This is a genomic window from Vibrio sp. 10N.222.54.E6, assembly GCF_041473955.1.
Lineage (GTDB): Bacteria > Pseudomonadota > Gammaproteobacteria > Enterobacterales > Vibrionaceae > Vibrio > Vibrio tasmaniensis_A.
Map to the genome: position 1 here is coordinate 43,938 of NZ_JBFRTD010000034.1, position 17,259 is coordinate 61,196.

14 protein-coding genes are annotated in these 17,259 nt (G+C 42.5%); 10 read left to right on the top strand and 4 right to left on the bottom strand.

What is annotated here, in order from left to right; translation table 11 throughout:
- Positions 1-161: 161 nt before the first annotated feature.
- The gene (locus AB4513_RS19215; RefSeq protein WP_102257896.1) at positions 162-1,049 is read right to left on the bottom strand and encodes a putative PEP-binding protein; all 888 of its coding nucleotides are present in this window, start codon (positions 1,047-1,049) and stop codon (positions 162-164) included.
- Positions 1,050-1,256: 207 nt separating this feature from the next.
- Here AB4513_RS19215 and AB4513_RS19220 point away from each other — a divergent pair, with 207 nt between their 5' ends.
- Entirely contained in the window at positions 1,257-2,315 is a 1,059-nt protein-coding gene (locus AB4513_RS19220; RefSeq protein ID WP_009846643.1) for a 3-deoxy-7-phosphoheptulonate synthase, read from the top strand.
- A gap of 12 nt (positions 2,316-2,327) precedes the next feature.
- Positions 2,328-2,810, top strand: a complete 483-nt coding sequence (locus AB4513_RS19225) for a YajQ family cyclic di-GMP-binding protein (RefSeq protein ID WP_004733632.1) — start codon at positions 2,328-2,330, stop codon at positions 2,808-2,810.
- Positions 2,811-2,998: 188 nt separating this feature from the next.
- On the opposite strand, the gene AB4513_RS19230 is transcribed toward AB4513_RS19225, so the two are convergent.
- Positions 2,999-3,940, bottom strand: a complete 942-nt coding sequence (locus tag AB4513_RS19230) for a bifunctional precorrin-2 dehydrogenase/sirohydrochlorin ferrochelatase (protein WP_009846642.1) — start codon at positions 3,938-3,940, stop codon at positions 2,999-3,001.
- A gap of 480 nt (positions 3,941-4,420) precedes the next feature.
- Here AB4513_RS19230 and AB4513_RS19235 point away from each other — a divergent pair, with 480 nt between their 5' ends.
- The 6 genes from AB4513_RS19235 (at position 4,421) to AB4513_RS19260 (ending at position 10,063) form a co-directional block, all read left to right on the top strand.
- Positions 4,421-5,449 carry an amino acid ABC transporter substrate-binding protein gene (locus tag AB4513_RS19235; RefSeq protein ID WP_004733634.1) on the top strand — a complete coding sequence of 343 codons (1,029 nt, stop codon included), beginning with the start codon at positions 4,421-4,423 and terminating at the stop codon, positions 5,447-5,449.
- Positions 5,450-5,520: 71 nt separating this feature from the next.
- On the top strand, positions 5,521-6,726 hold the full coding sequence (locus AB4513_RS19240; protein ID WP_009846641.1) for an amino acid ABC transporter permease: 1,206 nt from the start codon (positions 5,521-5,523) through the stop codon (positions 6,724-6,726).
- Between the two features lies 1 nt (position 6,727).
- Entirely contained in the window at positions 6,728-7,825 is a 1,098-nt protein-coding gene (locus tag AB4513_RS19245) for an amino acid ABC transporter permease (RefSeq protein ID WP_102257897.1), read from the top strand.
- A 22-nt stretch (positions 7,826-7,847) separates the two neighbouring features.
- A complete protein-coding gene (locus AB4513_RS19250; protein WP_009846639.1) occupies positions 7,848-8,612 on the top strand; it encodes an amino acid ABC transporter ATP-binding protein in 765 nt (254 codons plus the stop codon).
- Positions 8,613-8,907: 295 nt separating this feature from the next.
- Positions 8,908-9,573 carry a Bax inhibitor-1/YccA family protein gene (locus tag AB4513_RS19255; RefSeq protein ID WP_017057206.1) on the top strand — a complete coding sequence of 222 codons (666 nt, stop codon included), beginning with the start codon at positions 8,908-8,910 and terminating at the stop codon, positions 9,571-9,573.
- 160 nt (positions 9,574-9,733) lie between these two features.
- Complete coding sequence (locus tag AB4513_RS19260) at positions 9,734-10,063, top strand: TusE/DsrC/DsvC family sulfur relay protein (RefSeq protein ID WP_008223499.1); 330 nt, start codon at positions 9,734-9,736, stop codon at positions 10,061-10,063.
- Positions 10,064-10,120: 57 nt separating this feature from the next.
- Here the strand turns inward: AB4513_RS19260 and yccX are convergent, their stop codons facing one another.
- Positions 10,121-10,408 carry an acylphosphatase gene (yccX, locus tag AB4513_RS19265; protein ID WP_102257898.1) on the bottom strand — a complete coding sequence of 96 codons (288 nt, stop codon included), beginning with the start codon at positions 10,406-10,408 and terminating at the stop codon, positions 10,121-10,123.
- An 88-nt stretch (positions 10,409-10,496) separates the two neighbouring features.
- Here yccX and AB4513_RS19270 point away from each other — a divergent pair, with 88 nt between their 5' ends.
- Positions 10,497-11,900 (top strand): methyl-accepting chemotaxis protein, encoded by a 1,404-nt coding sequence (locus AB4513_RS19270; protein WP_102257899.1) that lies wholly within the window; start codon positions 10,497-10,499, stop codon positions 11,898-11,900.
- A gap of 117 nt (positions 11,901-12,017) precedes the next feature.
- The gene (locus AB4513_RS19275) at positions 12,018-13,211 is read left to right on the top strand and encodes a class I SAM-dependent methyltransferase (RefSeq protein ID WP_102257900.1); all 1,194 of its coding nucleotides are present in this window, start codon (positions 12,018-12,020) and stop codon (positions 13,209-13,211) included.
- 93 nt (positions 13,212-13,304) lie between these two features.
- Here the strand turns inward: AB4513_RS19275 and AB4513_RS19280 are convergent.
- Positions 13,305-17,259, bottom strand: a 3,955-nt coding sequence (locus AB4513_RS19280; protein ID WP_372069999.1) for a VWA domain-containing protein, incomplete at its 5' end; no start/stop codon positions are given.

Consider the following 17,259-nt stretch of genomic DNA (forward strand, 5'->3'; position numbering starts at 1 on the left):
AAATAAGTCATCAGACCAGTTAATCGATTAGCGATGTGCATGTCAAAAAAATGTTACAAAAAAGAGATATCATCGCATAATGATATCTCCCTTTTTCTCTAAGCTTTAGTGACTTAGATAAACTCATACAGCAAGTTGATTTATCTAGACAATAAGCTGGTTTATGCAGTGATAACTGTTTCTACACCTTCGAGATCCGCAATGAACCCTTGTAAGCGCGGGTAGTCCACCAGGCCTTGAGTCACAAGCAGGACGGGCTTCTTCGCGTTCAGTGTTGCTTTAACAATCATATTCAACAAGGTAATAACTGCCTCGTTTTGAGGATCAAAAGCGTGTTGCTGAGCTTCATTGTGCTTGTCTACACCTAAAGTGAAAGACGCTAAGCTATCAACGTTTACCACAACACCATCAAAATAATGCAGTAATCTTTCGCTTAGTAGCACTGCAGACGGCACATCGCACGAGAACAGAACTTTCAAACCATTAAGCCCGCGTGGTAAGCCTTGCTCTGCAAGCAAATCAATAATCTTAGCAGCATCGCTTAATGCTCGTACATACGGTACAACCACTTCAACGTTAATACCCTGCTCTCGCAGCGCTTTAATAACCTGGCACTCTAAAGCGAAAGCCTTGCTGTACTCGGCTGTCGCATAACGCGCAACCCCACGAACACCTAAGGCCGGATTTATCTCTTCGGCTTCACAGCTACCACCAAGTAGCGAACGGAAGCCATAGCTATCAGCACTACTTAACGCAATACGAACAGTGGCGTGGTTTGGCTGAACGGCTGCTTGAATGGCAATCACTAAGGTCGAAACAAAATGCTCATCGACTGTTTTATCGCCAAGGATCGCATCTAAAGAGGTTTTTTCGATATCAGTCAGTGTTTCTAAATGACTTTCAATACTTGGATGATAGAAGACACGATCCATGACCAATTCAGATAATGAAACGTATAAGTGGTTGGAATTATTATTATCGTTGTAAGAAGGCAGCACATCACCTAAGACAAGTTCTGGGTGCAAAGTGCTTTGATTTTCTTGAGTCATTGCTGCTCCAGCATTTTTATGTTGTGTTCAAACGAAAATACCGATAGCTGCCTGTTAATACAAGTGAAAATCCCCCATTTGACGTTGGCCTGCTGATAAAAATGAGAATATTAGCAATAACAGAGATAACTTTGACTTAAGAGAGTTTATTCCTCTGTTCAATTCCGTTATCTTAACCACTTCGCAATAGAATAAAAAAGCTATCACATGCCATTAAAAACTGATGAGTTGAGAACCCAAGCTCTGGGTCCTATGCCAACTCCTGCCGAACTAGGCAATGCACACCCTATTACTGACGACGTTGCTGAGCGCATTAAGAATTCTCGCCGCCAAATCGAAGATATCCTAACGGGTCGTGATAATCGCCTATTAGTTATCGTTGGTCCTTGCTCTGTTCACGATACAGATGCGGCACTTGATTACGCTGAACGTCTAAGCCAGATTCAAGATCAATACAAAGATGAACTATTCGTTGTCATGAGAACCTACTTCGAGAAGCCTCGTACGGTTGTAGGTTGGAAAGGTTTAATTACCGATCCGAATCTCGATGGTTCATACGCACTTGAAACAGGCTTGAATAAAGCACGTAAGCTATTGCTAGATATCAACAAGCTTGGCCTAGCTACCGCGACTGAATTCCTTGATATGATCACCGGCCAGTACATTGCAGACCTTATCACTTGGGGCGCAATTGGTGCTCGCACGACTGAATCTCAGATTCACCGTGAAATGGCTTCTGCACTGTCTTGCCCAGTTGGCTTCAAAAACGCGACTAACGGCAACATCAAAATTGCCATTGATGCGATTCGTGCTGCGCATGCTTCACACTACTTCTACTCGCCAGATAAGAACGGCCGCATGACGGTTTACCGTACTTCTGGTAACCCATACGGTCACGTAATTCTACGTGGTGGCGATAAAGGCCCTAACTTCGATGCTGAATCTGTAGATAACGCATGTAAGCAACTGGCTGAATTCGATCTACCTCAACGTTTGGTTGTAGACTTTAGCCACGCTAACTGTCAGAAACAGCACCGTAAACAGTTAGAAGTTGCACAAGACATTTGTGAGCAAATCAAATCTAACAAGAATCAAATTGCAGGCATCATGGCGGAAAGCTTCATTGTTGAAGGTAACCAGCCAATGACAGATATCAACAACCTAGAATACGGCAAGTCTATTACTGACCCATGCCTAAGCTGGGAAGATACTGCAACAATGCTAGATATGCTTGCAACAGCAATTAAAGATAGAAACTTAGCTTAAGGAAACAACACAATGCCATCATTTGACATTATCTCTGAAGTAGAAGCAGTAGAACTGCGTAACGCGGTAGACAACGCAAACCGTGAACTATCGACTCGTTTCGATTTTCGCGGCGTTGAAGCAAGCTTTGATTACAAAGATGAATCAGTAAAATTGACTGCTCAAGACGATTTTCAACTGAAGCAAATGCGCGATATCCTTCGTAGCAACCTAACAAAACGTAATGTTGATCCTAACGCGATGGAAGCGAAAGCAGCAGACCAAACAGGTCGTACTTGGCACCAAACGGTTATCTTTAAGCAAGGTATCGAAACGGATGTTGCTAAGAAGATCGTTAAGCTAATCAAAGACAACAAAGTTAAAGTTCAAGCTTCTATCCAAGGCGACAAAGTTCGTGTAACGGGTAAAAAGCGTGATGACCTACAAGCTGTTATGGCTCTAGTTCGCAGCGGTGAACTTGGTCAACCTTTCCAGTTTGACAACTTCCGCGACTAATTTTCGAGTTTGAGCGACTGCTTATTGTGGTTGCTCATTCATCAGCACAATGTCGTGTTTAAAATCACAAAAAGCCACTTCTTTTAGGAAGTGGCTTTTTATTTATCGGTCAGTCTTATTCAGGGTCTCTAGCCGATTTGCAAACAACTAAAAAGCGCTCGCTTCAACTAAAATCTATCAACTACCACTCACCTGAGCACTTTTGCAGCAGACAGTTTCAGGTCTTTACCTACCAATAGATTAAACTCTACGCTTGCTGGTGGAATAAACACACACACTCGTAATTTCTCAGCTCTGGCTTGCTCAAGCTTGGTTGATAGCTCTCCGCTATTAACATAGCTCTCTCTTTCTGCATCTCGACGGCATAAGTCTATAAATTCGAATGGACAATCGATTGGTGAAAGTACTAGCTCTGCCTCTTGCATCAGACGTAAAGCCTTCATAGAAAGTAGCTCAACATCTTCTTCAAATTCGATCCAAGTGACCTGCCCTTCACTATCAACTTGCTCAGTCAACGACTGTTGATAGTACGATTCAAGTTGATCCCTATCCGTCACTTGATTAATAAAACTGGACGACAAAAAGCGCTCCCAGAATTTTCGGCGTTCATCAACAGTAGGAAAGGACTCTTTAATTGAATTGCGTTTTGATGCACCGAAGTCCGCTATCAAACCTATGTTCTGTGGCAATACAGTTTCGAGTTTTTCTCTAATATTTCTCACCAAAACAGGTGATGCTCCCCCACTTGAGATCGCTATTTGGATTCGTCCGCGATTTATCATTGAGGGTGTGATGAAGTCACAATAGGGTAAGTCATCGACCACATTGACAAGAATACCCATTTTTTTTGCATCATTATGTACTTGATGATTTAGGTTTGGGTTGTCGGTCGTTGCCCACACTTGTAAGTAGTTTTTCGAGATAAGCTGTGACGAGTAAAAATTTTGAACCCAACGAAGTTTGTCTTCATCGGCTAGCTCTTTTAAGTAAGGTGCGACCTTAGGAGAAACCAAAGTTACATTAGCACCCGCTCGCAGCAAACTGTCGACTTTTCGGCAAGCAACCTCGCCCCCACCAACCACTAGAATTGGCTTATTCTCTACATCCAAAAACATTGGGAAATAACGCATGTTCTTCCTTGAGACTACTTCAATAACTATTCAGACATGCTACCAAATTTGGAGCATATTCATAACTATCCAAGCGTAATAAAAATATTTATTGACCAAATTTCCACCTTTTTTAAGGCTAATGCGCCACCAATAAGACTTTAATTCAGAATATTTACCTAGCCCACCGTCAATATAAAAACCTAAATCTCGTTGCACCAACAGTGTGAACCGTTGCACTATTTACATTCAGTTAACATTTGGTCATTCTAATTGTGTTCGGATTTGTGATTTCATTCAAAATTCTTTTTAAATTATACATTTGTGAAACTACGGATCCTTTCCTAACCTTATAAACAGTTGTTTAAATCGCACACGGTTTCATTTGCAAAATGCAACTCGCTTAATTTGAGCAACAAGGTCATAGACAACGCAACACACAAGAGACACTCAAACGAGTATGAGTATCAGGTGTCACCTGGTTAACAAGGAAGGATACAAATGACAAATAAACTAACACTTCTTGCTTCAGTAGTAGCTGCATCAACTGCGATGATGGCAACATCAGCATCAGCGGCAGAAAGCACTCTGGACAAAGTCACATCTCAAGGTTTTCTAACTTGTGGTGTAAGTACAGGTCTTCCAGGGTTCTCTAACCCTAACTCAAAAGGTGAATGGGAAGGAATTGATGTTGAGTATTGTCAAGCTCTTGCAGCGGCTGTACTCGGTGACAAGACTAAAGTTAAGTATGTACCGCTAACAGCAAAAGAGCGTTTTACCGCGCTTCAATCTGGTGAAATAGACGTACTATCTCGTAACACAACATGGACGCTACATCGTGACACTGCTCTAGGTTTGAACTTCGTAGGCGTTAACTACTACGATGGTCAAGGCTTCATGGTTAAGAAAGAACTTGGACTAACAAGTGCTCAAGAACTAGATGGCGCTTCAGTGTGTGTTCAATCAGGTACAACGACTGAACTTAACCTAGCCGATTACTTCCGTAACAGTGGCATGTCTTACAAGCCAGTGGTATTTGATACGGCAGCACAAACATCAAAAGGTTTCGACGCGGGTCGTTGTGATGTTCTTACAACTGACCAATCTGGTCTATATGCTCTTCGCCTAAATCTAGCTGATCCTAAATCTGCACAGGTACTTCCTGAAATCATCTCTAAAGAGCCACTAGGCCCTGTTGTTCGTCAAGATGATGACAAGTGGTTCAACGTTGCTAAATGGACCCTTTCTGCAATGATTAACGCAGAAGAGTACGGCATCTCTTCTAAGAATGCTGACGAAATGCTTAAGTCAAAAGATCCAAACATCAAGCGTATTCTTGGTGTTGACGGTCCTAAAGGTAAAGGCCTTGGCATTCGTGACGATTGGGGTTACCAAGTCATTAAACAAGTTGGTAACTACGGTGAGAGCTTCGAACGTACTGTGGGTACAGGTTCACCACTACAGATCTCTCGTGGCGTAAACGCACTATGGAATGCGGGCGGCTTTATGTACGCTCCACCAATCCGTTAATAAATTTACAAGCATCAATTAGGGCGGACTTTTCCGCCCTATTTATTAAATGGATTTGAGGTTATAGCAGTATGAAACCTAATGAAACTATTTCTCCAACTCAAGAAAAACCACAGCCCAAAAGTGCCAACCTTTTTTACAACCCCACTTTTCGCTCAATTGTTTTCCAAATTCTCGCCGTCGCGGCGCTTTGTGCTTTCTTTTACACGATTGTAAATAATGCACTCACAAACTTAGACTCCCGTGGTATCGCCACTGGTTTTGATTTTCTCTCCCAAGAGGCTGGTTTTGGTATCGGCTTAACACTGATTGAATACGACGAAACATTCTCATACGGTCGTACATTCTTTATAGGTCTTCTCAATACCGCTTTAGTTTCAGTATTAGGCATCATGTTAGCCACAGTACTGGGCTTTAGTATGGGTATCGCTAGGTTATCTTCAAACTGGCTAGTTAGCCGATTTGCAGCTGTCTACATTGAGATATTCCGAAATATCCCTCTTCTTCTACAAATATTTTTTTGGTATTTCGCCGTTCTACAAGCATTGCCTTCCGCTCGTCAGAGTATGAGCCTTGGTGAAGCTATTTTCTTGAATGTACGTGGTTTGTACTTCCCAGCTCCAGTGTTAGAACAAGGCAGTAGCATTGTCATCGCATCATTGATTGTCGGTATCATCGCTACTTTTGTTATCAACATCTGGGCTAATAACAAACAAAAGCTAACCGGCCAACAAACACCAATGTTGCGAATTGCTGCAGCGCTGATTGTGGGCTTACCATTAGTCACTTACTTTGTTATGGGTATGCCTATCTCTGCGGAGTACCCTGTTCTGAAAGGGTTTAACTTCAAAGGTGGTATCAGCATCATTCCTGAATTGGCAGCATTGATGCTCGCTTTAAGTATCTACACAGCAGCATTCATCGCCGAGATTGTGCGTTCAGGTATTAATGCGGTAAACCATGGGCAAACAGAGGCTGCTATGTCTCTAGGGCTCCCGCGAACAAGAACTCTTAAGCTAGTCATTATTCCGCAAGCATTAAGAATTATTATCCCACCACTAACTAGTCAGTATTTAAACCTGACCAAAAACTCATCACTTGCGATGGCCATTGGTTATCCCGATCTTGTATCTGTCTTTGCAGGGACAACATTGAACCAAACTGGACAAGCTATCGAAGTAATCGCGATGACAATGGGCGTCTACTTAACCCTAAGCCTATTAACATCTGCTCTAATGAACATATACAACCGCAAAGTAGCGTTGGTGGAGAGATAAGATGAGTACACATCAATTTCAACCTGATCTTCCGCCTCCAGCGAATACTGTTGGACCTGTCGGTTGGTTAAGAAAAAATCTATTTAATGGACCAATTAACAGTGTCGTCACTGTGGTGCTTGCTTACTTTGCTTTCACTTTATTATGGGCAATAGCTGATTGGGCATTCTTGAGCGCTGATTGGATAGGAATTACACGCGATGCCTGTACTAGCGAAGGCGCTTGTTGGGTTTTCATTAGCGTCCGTTGGGACCAATTCATGTACGGCTTCTACCCAGAAGCGGAACTGTGGCGTCCTCGCTTTTTCTACGCAACATTAGCTATTTTTGTTGCTTTGTTAGCTTACGAAAAAACACCTAAGCGTACGTGGATTTGGTTATTTTTTGTAAACATCTACCCGTTTATCATTGCGGGCTTACTATACGGTGGTGTATTTGGTCTAGAGGTTGTTGATACCCATAAATGGGGCGGCCTACTGGTTACACTGATCATCGCACTTGTTGGTATCGTTGTATCACTACCTATCGGTGTCGCACTGGCGCTAGGGCGTCGTTCAGAGATGCCAATCATCCGCAGTATGTGTACCGTATACATCGAAATCTGGCGTGGTGTACCACTGATTACGGTTCTATTCATGGCCTCGGTAATGCTTCCGCTCTTTTTATCAGAGGGGATGGAGACCGATAAACTGATACGTGCGCTTGTCGGGGTAGTACTGTTTAGTGCTGCTTATATGGCGGAAGTAATCCGTGGTGGTTTGCAAGCAATACCAAAAGGTCAATACGAAGCCGCTGACGCTCTAGGGTTGAGCTATTGGAAAAAAACGGGGCTTATCATTCTGCCTCAAGCTCTTAAAATCACGATTCCTTCAATTGTGAATACCTTTATTGGTTTGTTCAAAGATACCAGTCTAGTTTTGATTATCGGTATGTTTGATGTACTAGGGATTGGCCAAGCCGCGAATACCGACCCTGAGTGGCTTGGGTATTCAACAGAAAGTTATGTATTTGTCGCGTTAGTGTTCTGGGTGTTTTGTTTTGGCATGTCGAGATACTCGATTTGGCTAGAAAACAGACTTCACACCGGTCACAAACGATAATTAACAAGATCAAGGACGTATTATGACGCAGCAAACAGAAAACAACTCTCAAGGTCTTATGATCGAGTTAAAAGACATGAACAAGTGGTACGGCGAATTCCACGTACTTAAAAACATCAATCTAGAGGTTAAGAAAGGCGAAAAAATCGTTATCTGTGGCCCTTCTGGCTCAGGAAAATCAACGATGATCCGTTGTATCAACCGATTGGAAGAACACCAAAAGGGTCATATCTTCGTTTCAGGTAATGAATTGACGGAAGACCTAAAAAACATTGAAGCCGTGCGCCGAGATGTTGGTATGTGTTTTCAACACTTCAACTTGTTTCCACATCTGACGGTATTAGAGAACTGTACTCTAGCCCCTATTTGGGTCAAAAAGATGCCGAAAGAGGAAGCCGAAGCCATCGCAATGAAGTTCCTTGAGCGTGTAAAAATACCAGAGCAAGCGGATAAATTCCCAGGCCAACTGTCTGGTGGACAACAGCAACGTGTGGCAATTGCTCGTTCTTTGTGTATGAATCCTCAGGTTATGCTATTTGATGAGCCAACATCGGCACTCGACCCAGAAATGGTTCGTGAAGTATTAGACGTAATGGTCGAATTAGCCGAAGAAGGCATGACAATGTTGTGTGTAACGCACGAGATGGGCTTTGCTAAAGAGGTCGCAGATCGCGTCATCTTTATGGATGCCGGTGAAATCATAGAAGAGAACAACCCTGTCGACTTCTTTGAAAACCCACAATCGGACAGGACGCAGAACTTCTTGAGCCAAATCTTGCACCATTAATGTGTTATGATGCATAAACTACAGAGGCGGCTTAGGTCGCCTCTTTATTTTTCGATGTTATCGTTCGTTTTCCAAAGGTTATAAATCATTAGCCAGTAACTATAAAAGTTTGAACATCGAGTGTTAGCGACACTTTATACGTCATTAGAAATACTTTGTTACACCTTCAGAAACACTTAACCGACTATTTTGATTATTATTTTAGATATACAAGAGGAATGAAAGACTTGATTTTTCGAACTTTCAGCCCCATAAATGTACTAATAACTATTGAAGTCACCTTACGAGGAAGATTATGAACAGCCCTATGTTTTCACGCACAGCATCTCAAGAAAGTGCTCTGCAAACCAATAAAGTGTTGCGTAACACCTACGCACTACTGTCTATGACACTACTTTGGTCTGCTGTAGTAGCAGGCGTATCTATGGCGATGAACCTTCCTCGCCCTGGTCTTATCATTATGCTAGTTGGTTTCTACGGTCTTCTATTCCTAACAGAAAAGAACCGTGACAACAGCATGGGTCTAGTCTTCACATTCCTATTTACAGGTTTCTTAGGCTACACCATCGGTCCAATCTTAAACATGTACGTTGGCGCAGGCATGGGTGATGTCATCCTAACTGCACTTGGCGGTACAGCACTGGCGTTTATGGGCGCATCAGCTTACGCACTAACAACTAAGCGTGACCTGTCGTTCCTTAACGGCATGCTATTAGCTGGTTTCGTAGTACTGCTTGTAGGTATGGTTGCAAACATCTTCCTACAAATGCCTCTACTATCATTGGCAATGAGCGGTATGTTCATCCTATTCTCGACTGGTGTTATCTTGCTTACAACGCAAAACATCATTCGTGGCGGTGAAACAAACTACATCTCTGCAACGATTAGCTTGTACGTATCGATCTACAACATCTTCATCAGCCTGCTAAGCATCCTAGGCATCATGGGCAGCGACGACTAATCGTTCCTATCACTGAATCATATCTAGCCCAAGAGCCCATCTCTTGGGCTTTTTTGTATCTATAAGTGCGATATTTCTTTAGATAGCGACAATTTCAGTTGAGAAAGATAAACTTGGTCATGTACCCTATCCGCATAGTTAATTGGATTCTGGATTAAACATGTTTGAATATAACGGCAAGCAAATCGAAACCGACGCTCAAGGTTATCTGTTGGATTACACTCAATGGGAAGAAGGTATGATTGAAATTCTTGCACAAGATGAAGCCATTGAGCTTACAGAAGCACACTTAGAAGTCGTGCATTTTGTAAGGAGCTTTTACGAAGAGTTCAACACTTCTCCTGCCGTTCGCATGCTCGTAAAAGCGATGGAAAAAGCGCACGGCCCAGAAAAAGGCAACAGCAAATACCTATTCAAATTATTTAAGAAAGGTCCCGCGAAACAAGCAACAAAACTCGCCGGTTTACCTAAACCAGCAAAATGCTTGTAGACTTAAACAGCGCTAGGTTGCTCTCAAGGTAAAAAGACAAATACTGTAGTGCCATAGCTACAGTATTTTAAACTCCCCTACACCTACGTCCTGCCGCTCACTATCTTTAACTTGATACATGACGACATCATCGACTGTCGCGCTCGATGGGCCAATATTAAGCCAAGCGTGTAACTTCTCAAGTTGCAGTACCTCTCCAACCGCTAACACTTCAACTCGACCATCATTTAAGTTCTTAGCATAGCCGGAAATACCCAAAGCTTGCGCCTGCCTACTGGTGTGATAACGAAAGCCAACACATTGAACTACGCCTGACACGACAAAAATATACTGCAGAGTATCCATAACGTTGCCTCATAAATTATATGGATGATATAGTTGCGATTCTATTCATTCACCATTTATTGGTGGGCTTACTTCGAGTATTACAATTATGAAAGAAATCCCGTTTCGTTGGATTGACAAATATCTCATTCACCTAAAAATCCAAGAAAAGTTCTATCTACTATTCTTATTACCTCTTATCGCCCTGGTTATACTGACTTTAGTTTTAGATAGCGCCGCGGACTCTTTACTTGCTCACCTTTATCAGGATGAATTGCTCCTGACGAAAGGGCTGATTGAAGCTGGACAACTCACTAAAGATCAGGTGTCTCAACTCATTAGTAATTCTGAAACCATCTCTTTAGGATATGGTGCAGGATCTGTTTCTGTCATGAATGGCGCCTTCAGTTTAGTCGCAAGCCATGACCAAAACTTATGGTCAGCTCTATCTACTACTCAGGTATCGATTATTGCAGTAACTCTCACGCTGATAGCTCTGGGGGTTTACTACATCATGACTTTCATTGGTGGTGCTATGTTCTCGATGAACAAAGCACTCAGCACACTTGCGAGTGGCGATTTAACTTGTCGCATGAACTACTTTTTAGTTCGCGATGAGTTCAGTGAAATTGCTATTACTATCGATAAGGTAGCCGAGCGTGAACAAAACATGGTTCTCTCAATCCAAGAGTCCGTTGCTCTCATGCAGCAAATCAGCTCAGATTTGAACCAGTCAACACAACAAAGCTCAGATATCTCAAGTAATCAACAAGAGCACTTGAATAGCCTCGCCAGCGCAACTGAACAAATGGCAGCAACGATTCGCGAAGTCGCTACCCTTGCCCATGATTCAAGCACTCAAACAATGGACGCTCGTGGTGTCGCACAAAGTGGTCAAGTTAAGGTTTCTAATACTTTGGAATCGATCTCTAGCTTATCCCAAGAGATTCAATCGGCTTCGCAAGCAGTAGAAGAACTCGATGCTAATGCAGCGCAGATCGATGAAGTAGTCGCAACCATCAATGGTATCTCTGAACAAACTAACCTGTTAGCGCTAAACGCTGCGATTGAAGCTGCTCGAGCTGGAGAGCAAGGCCGTGGTTTTGCAGTTGTTGCTGATGAAGTTCGCGCTCTTGCCGGACGAACTCAACAAGCGACAGTTGAAATCCAGAGCATGATCGAGTCGTTACAGCGTAACAGCCAATCATTAACAAAACTGATGGAAGTGACAGTAAACAATGCCAATGAAGGCCAAACACTGATGTCGGAAGTGAACGTTGAGATCGGTTCTTTAGCTGAGAAAAACCAGTCTATTTCTGATAGTAGTACGCAAATTGCTACTGCTGCAGAAGAGCAAGGTGTCGTTGCGGATAACATTGCACAAAGCGTTGAAGAGATTCGTCATCAATCAGACGGCATCTGCGAGATGATCAGTAAAAGTAACTCTAACGTTGACCAACTTCGTAAGCAGAGCGATACGATGGAAGGTTTGCTGACAGGTCTTAAAGCTTAATACTGACATCTATGATGGTTCAATACAAGGGCTGCTTTTGCAGCCCTTTCTTATTTGCTTTTCCCTTGTACTTCCCCGACAATACCCCTCCTTCAAATTCAACAAACAGAGTAAATTATGACTCCTTCAATTCATCTAGCTAAAGGCCGAGATAAATCACTACGCCGTAAACACCCTTGGGTATTTTCACGCGGTATCGATAAGGTCGAAGGCGAACCACAACAAGGTGAAACTGTAGACGTATATGCTCAGAATGGTCAATGGCTAGCAAAAGCGGCTTACTCACCAGAATCTCAAATTCGAGCTCGTGTTTGGACATTTGAAAAAGAAGAAATTAACAAAGCGTTCTTCGTAAAACGAATTCAAGACGCGCAATCACTGCGTGAAGACATCATTGAGCGTGATGGTTTAACTGGCTACCGCCTTACCGCTGCAGAGTCTGATGGACTGCCAGGTATCACTATCGACAAATATCAAGACTACCTAGTTTGCCAACTACTAAGTGCGGGCGCTGAATTCAATAAGAGCGTATTGGTTGAAGCTTTAATTGAATGCTTCCCAGACTGTAATATTTACGAGCGTTCAGACGTAGCAGTTCGTAAAAAAGAAGGCCTAGAACAAGTTGTTGGTGTACTTCACGGTGAAGAGCCACCAAAATCTATCGTCATTGAAGAAAACGGCGTCAAAATCAGCGTAAACATCATGGAAGGCCACAAAACTGGCTTCTACATGGACCAACGTGATAGCCGTAAAGAATCAATGAAGTATGTTAAAGGCAAAGATGTGCTTAACTGTTTCTCATACACTGGCGGATTTGGTCTTTACGCACTGAAAGGCGACGCAAAACGTGTAATCAACGCAGATGTGTCTCAATTAGCTCTTGATACAGCTAAGTTCAACGCGGAACTCAATGAATTTGATATCTCGAAAAAGCGTGCTGTATTCCTAAACGCAGACGTATTTAAACTACTTCGTGAATACCGAGATCAAGGCACTAAGTTTGATGTCGTTATCATGGATCCACCAAAGTTCGTTTCAAGCAAAAACAACCTAACATCAGGTGCTAACGGCTACAAAGATGTAAACATGCTTGCAATGCAAATCCTAAATCCTGGTGGAACACTACTCACCTACTCTTGTTCAGGTTTAATGGGTGCTGATTTATTCCAAAAAATCATCGCTGACGCTGCACTAGACGCAGGCAGAACAGTAAAATTTGTCGAGCGCTTCGAGCAAGCCGCTGACCACCTAACAGATACAGCGTACCCTGAAGGCTTCTACCTAAAAGGCTTCGCCTGTAAAGTGTTGTAACTGTAAGGTGTTTCACCTCAATGTAAGGTCTTCTTAAGCGCGATTACTTTACTAAATTAAGATATAAAAAAAGGGCCTTTCGGCCCTTTTTGTTTAGTTATCGTAAATTTTCAATATATCGTTTAATAGTCCACTCACATCTGAAATTGAACCGTTAGTGATATAACTATCAAATTGTTCAGCGCTATCTTGCAATATGATCTCCTGAGTTTTTCCACCATCTGTCACAGTCAACTTAAGATCTGCCGTTGACATATTATCTGCACCTTCAAGAGAAATACCAATCTTACTGCTTTGAAGTAGGCTATTAATACTGTCAGAAGAATCTGTATGGAGTAGATCGGAAATATCTATTTTATCATCACCCTTAGTAAAGTCTGTAATTGTGTCTTTCTCACCATGACGAACACCAGAACCTTGGTCGACAAACTTGAAGATATCATCATCACTACCGCCGGTTAAAATATCGTTACCAATACCACCGATAAGAATATCATCGCCAGATCCGCCTCTAAGTGTATCGTGACCCGTACCGCCTCGAAGACCATCGTTACCTTCACCGCCATCAATGACGTCATCGCCTGACCCGCCGAATATAACGTCTGAGCCACCTTCTCCGTAGATATAGTCACTACCGCCGCCACCATGAGCAACATCCAAGTTTGCTGTACTGTTATTAGTAGCAGCTATCTCACTATCTTCACCTTGGTTAGGGTTAAGTATTACGTTCGAATCGCGACCTTGAGTGAAAACATCTTTAATATAAGTGTTTATCGCATCTTGGTTAGACGCTTGCCCAGTATTTTGGTCCAAGACAGCATGACTATCACCAAGATAAATGACATCGTCACCCTGGCCAGTCCAAACAGCATCGCCAGCATCACCAACATTGATTGAAACACCTTTGTTGATATCAACATTGTCTACAATCTTGTTGTAACCCGCTTGTCCATTGGTTACTGCAGGTGATCCTATCCAACTCAAATTATCATGAAGAACTTTAACAGAATCGATCATCTTGCCTGTAGACGACACATCTACGCTGCCTTTTGAACCCATTACATCAAATGAAATATTGCTAGTGCTTGTATCACCATCACCATCTTTCAATGTGTAATCGAAGTCTACGGTTTCAGGTCTAGCTTGTGGTTTGCCACCAAATTTGTACGAACCCGTATCCATATCGATACTCAAAGTGTACTTGCCATCGACCGTAACTTTTAACTCGTTTGTTGATTCATTTTTGGTAAAGCTGATCTTAGAGTTCTGTCCTGTAGAACTGATAGTTGAACCATCAAAATTAAAAGTTACGCCATCAATAACTAACTGACTAACATAACCACCATCAGCGCCAAAGCCACCATTAGTTACCAATGAACCATTAACGGTTTGAATTATTGGCTGGGTCAATATATCTGTTAGTTGGCTCGACGAATCAATAACTATCGCTGAAGAGTCTGTTCCCGTCAGACCATCGTGAGAAACCAAATCAATTTGGCCTTTGTCAAGATAACCTCCCGTTATACCTATAGCTTGAGAAGTAATACCATTATCATCTAAATGTTTAGTCCAAGTTTTCGCTTCCCAATAATCTATCCTATCATCTTGGTTTGGAATTCCATCAGTAATAAAGTAACTGACGTTATTCGCATCAGGGAGCTTACTATCTTCGTCATGGTCCCATGAAGTACGGGCTTTACGTAAAGCATCATCATAATCAGTATTATTCTTAGGTTTTAGCTTATTGATTTCTGTAATAGCTTCACTAACAGAGAACCAAGATTTACTACCGTCATGTATGAGTTTAGCGTTGCCGGTAAATGTCACTATTTGGACTTTTACATCGCCAAGCGTGTCATATTGCTGGAGCATCTTAGCAAGAGACTCTTTTAAAATAGCTAAACGAGTCTTACCAGCAACGCCAGAATCGTAGCCCATAGAGCCAGACACGTCGATTACCAACTGAATATTCGTATCTGATTTTGTTTCTGGGGTAACTGGCACATCAATAGCTGTTGCAACAGGCTGATCATCTTCAATCGAAATCGTAATTTGCCCCCCTGAACTCTTAAGCCCCGAAGTGTCTTTAGCAATGACCGGGATCTGAATGACTAGATTGTCTTCGCCATTAGTATTGGGGTGATCTACCGGAGCTTTCAATTGTATGTCGTAGTGACCATTTCTATCCAATGTTGCTTCAATAACAACTTTTCCGTTAGCAGTACCAGTAAGTGCATGACCATCAGGCGATACCGCCCAATCAATAGTATGCCCTTCTGATGTCAAAGGCTGACCGGTCGATGTTGTAATGTTGATTGAGCTTGTTTCACTAAACACAGTGTCAGACAAGTTGTTATTAGCGTCAGTAATAACAAGATTACCTTGTATAGAGTGACCATCCGTAGAGTCAGTAGGTAACCCAATAGTATCAGTGATACCACCGTTTAGGCCTTCTTCTGAAACGCTAACTGATTGGTTTTTGATTACAGGTGCAACTTCATTATCGAGTATAAAACCTGTGCCAGTGTCTCTGCCAATAGTAATCGTATAATTTTCAGTATTTTCTACAAGAACGTCATCTAATGTAGGAACGATAACTTTAAAGTAATATACGCCTTTAGGCACGACAATAGATTGTCCATCGGCGCTCAATGTGACGCCATTAGTAAACGAAATGTCTGATTTTTTAACGTCACTACTATTAGGGAGGTTTATTGAGTATGTTACGTCTACATCAGAAGAACCAGTAAGTAAAACGCTATACTCTAAGGTCCCACCCTCAATTACCGAACGAGCATTGGCAACATTTACAGTTGGTTTATCAGCAGCGTCTTCGTTTATAGAACCCGACGCGCTAACACCGTGCTGACCGTGATTAATGATTACATCCTTACTAGCATCTGTTGAAGATTGGAAAGGTATCTCACTCAACTTAATCCCAAAGTCTTCAGATGTTTCGAAACGGTTGTCATTTATTGTATCTACATTAACTTTGAAATCCGTAACTTTCGCAGGAAGCGTGAATGTACCATCCACTTCATTTACCGGAATAGTCTTAATCACTCCGCCAGAAACATAAGTGACTGTAACCCCAGAAAACGGCTTACTACTGTCTACGGCTAAATCCTCAAAGTTTGCTTTACCAACGCCATTAGAAAATTCAAACTCGACTTTCATCTCAATCGACGCTTCAGACACCTTCGATAGTTGCCCATCAAATACGGCCGTGCTTCCTTCATCAACAGCATTAGCATTCGTCAATGTAAGCGTAGGGTTATCTGTATGATCTAACTTGATTGTACCCTGACCTTTCAGATCAGAATTAGCTTCATCAATACTTGACGTTCCGCCGACCTGAGATTTTGTATCTACAATGTGTAGTCCAAAACGTTCAGTCCATTCAAATTTATCGTCTTGCACGGTTTGAACCGTTACACGAAGCTCAGTTCTTCCTGCCGGAATTTCTACATAACCGTTAACGACGTTAGCAACTTGGAATACACCGTTAGCATCTTTGTATTCGTAAGTTAGGCTATTGGTATCAATATCATCAAATTCGGTATCGTAACCATTCGTTGTCGCTTCAAATTTAACATACTGTTTTTCAGAAGAGGCTTCATTTAATGTCACTTTAAAGGATGCTTTATCTCCTTCATCGACAGGCGCAGCATCATGGACTTTGATAGTTACGTCATGATCAATGATGGTGGCCGTGTTACTTTGAGTGCCCACGGTTAACGTGAACGTCTCGTTCGCTTCGTCAATCGTGTCTCGAGTCGTCGCCACGGTCGCCGTAAATGTCGTCACGCCCGCTGGAACCGTGATTTGCTTAGTCACGGGATCGTACGTTACGCCGTTGCTGAACGTCACGTTGCTTGGGTCTTTATCAAAGTCCGCCTCTATCGCAGTGCCTTCGGCCAACGCAAAATCAAACGTCATGTCCGTCGAACTTGGGTTCGATAAGCTCACCTCAAACACCGCGCCTTCGCCTTCATCCACTTGCGTGCCTTGGCTGTCAACCGCAGGCTTCACGCCCGTCACTGTTGGC

Excerpts from the sequence above, each read along its gene's own strand:
- AB4513_RS19215 (WP_102257896.1), bottom strand. The coding sequence starts at position 1,049 with ATGACTCAAGAAAATCAAAGCACTTTGCACCCAGAACTTGTCTTAGGT.
- AB4513_RS19220 (WP_009846643.1), top strand. The coding sequence starts at position 1,257 with ATGCCATTAAAAACTGATGAGTTGAGAACCCAAGCTCTGGGTCCTATG.
- AB4513_RS19225 (WP_004733632.1), top strand. The coding sequence starts at position 2,328 with ATGCCATCATTTGACATTATCTCTGAAGTAGAAGCAGTAGAACTGCGT.
- AB4513_RS19230 (WP_009846642.1), bottom strand. The coding sequence starts at position 3,940 with ATGCGTTATTTCCCAATGTTTTTGGATGTAGAGAATAAGCCAATTCTA.
- AB4513_RS19235 (WP_004733634.1), top strand. The coding sequence starts at position 4,421 with ATGACAAATAAACTAACACTTCTTGCTTCAGTAGTAGCTGCATCAACT.
- AB4513_RS19240 (WP_009846641.1), top strand. The coding sequence starts at position 5,521 with ATGAAACCTAATGAAACTATTTCTCCAACTCAAGAAAAACCACAGCCC.
- AB4513_RS19245 (WP_102257897.1), top strand. The coding sequence starts at position 6,728 with ATGAGTACACATCAATTTCAACCTGATCTTCCGCCTCCAGCGAATACT.
- AB4513_RS19250 (WP_009846639.1), top strand. The coding sequence starts at position 7,848 with ATGACGCAGCAAACAGAAAACAACTCTCAAGGTCTTATGATCGAGTTA.
- AB4513_RS19255 (WP_017057206.1), top strand. The coding sequence starts at position 8,908 with ATGAACAGCCCTATGTTTTCACGCACAGCATCTCAAGAAAGTGCTCTG.
- AB4513_RS19260 (WP_008223499.1), top strand. The coding sequence starts at position 9,734 with ATGTTTGAATATAACGGCAAGCAAATCGAAACCGACGCTCAAGGTTAT.
- yccX (WP_102257898.1), bottom strand. The coding sequence starts at position 10,408 with ATGGATACTCTGCAGTATATTTTTGTCGTGTCAGGCGTAGTTCAATGT.
- AB4513_RS19270 (WP_102257899.1), top strand. The coding sequence starts at position 10,497 with ATGAAAGAAATCCCGTTTCGTTGGATTGACAAATATCTCATTCACCTA.
- AB4513_RS19275 (WP_102257900.1), top strand. The coding sequence starts at position 12,018 with ATGACTCCTTCAATTCATCTAGCTAAAGGCCGAGATAAATCACTACGC.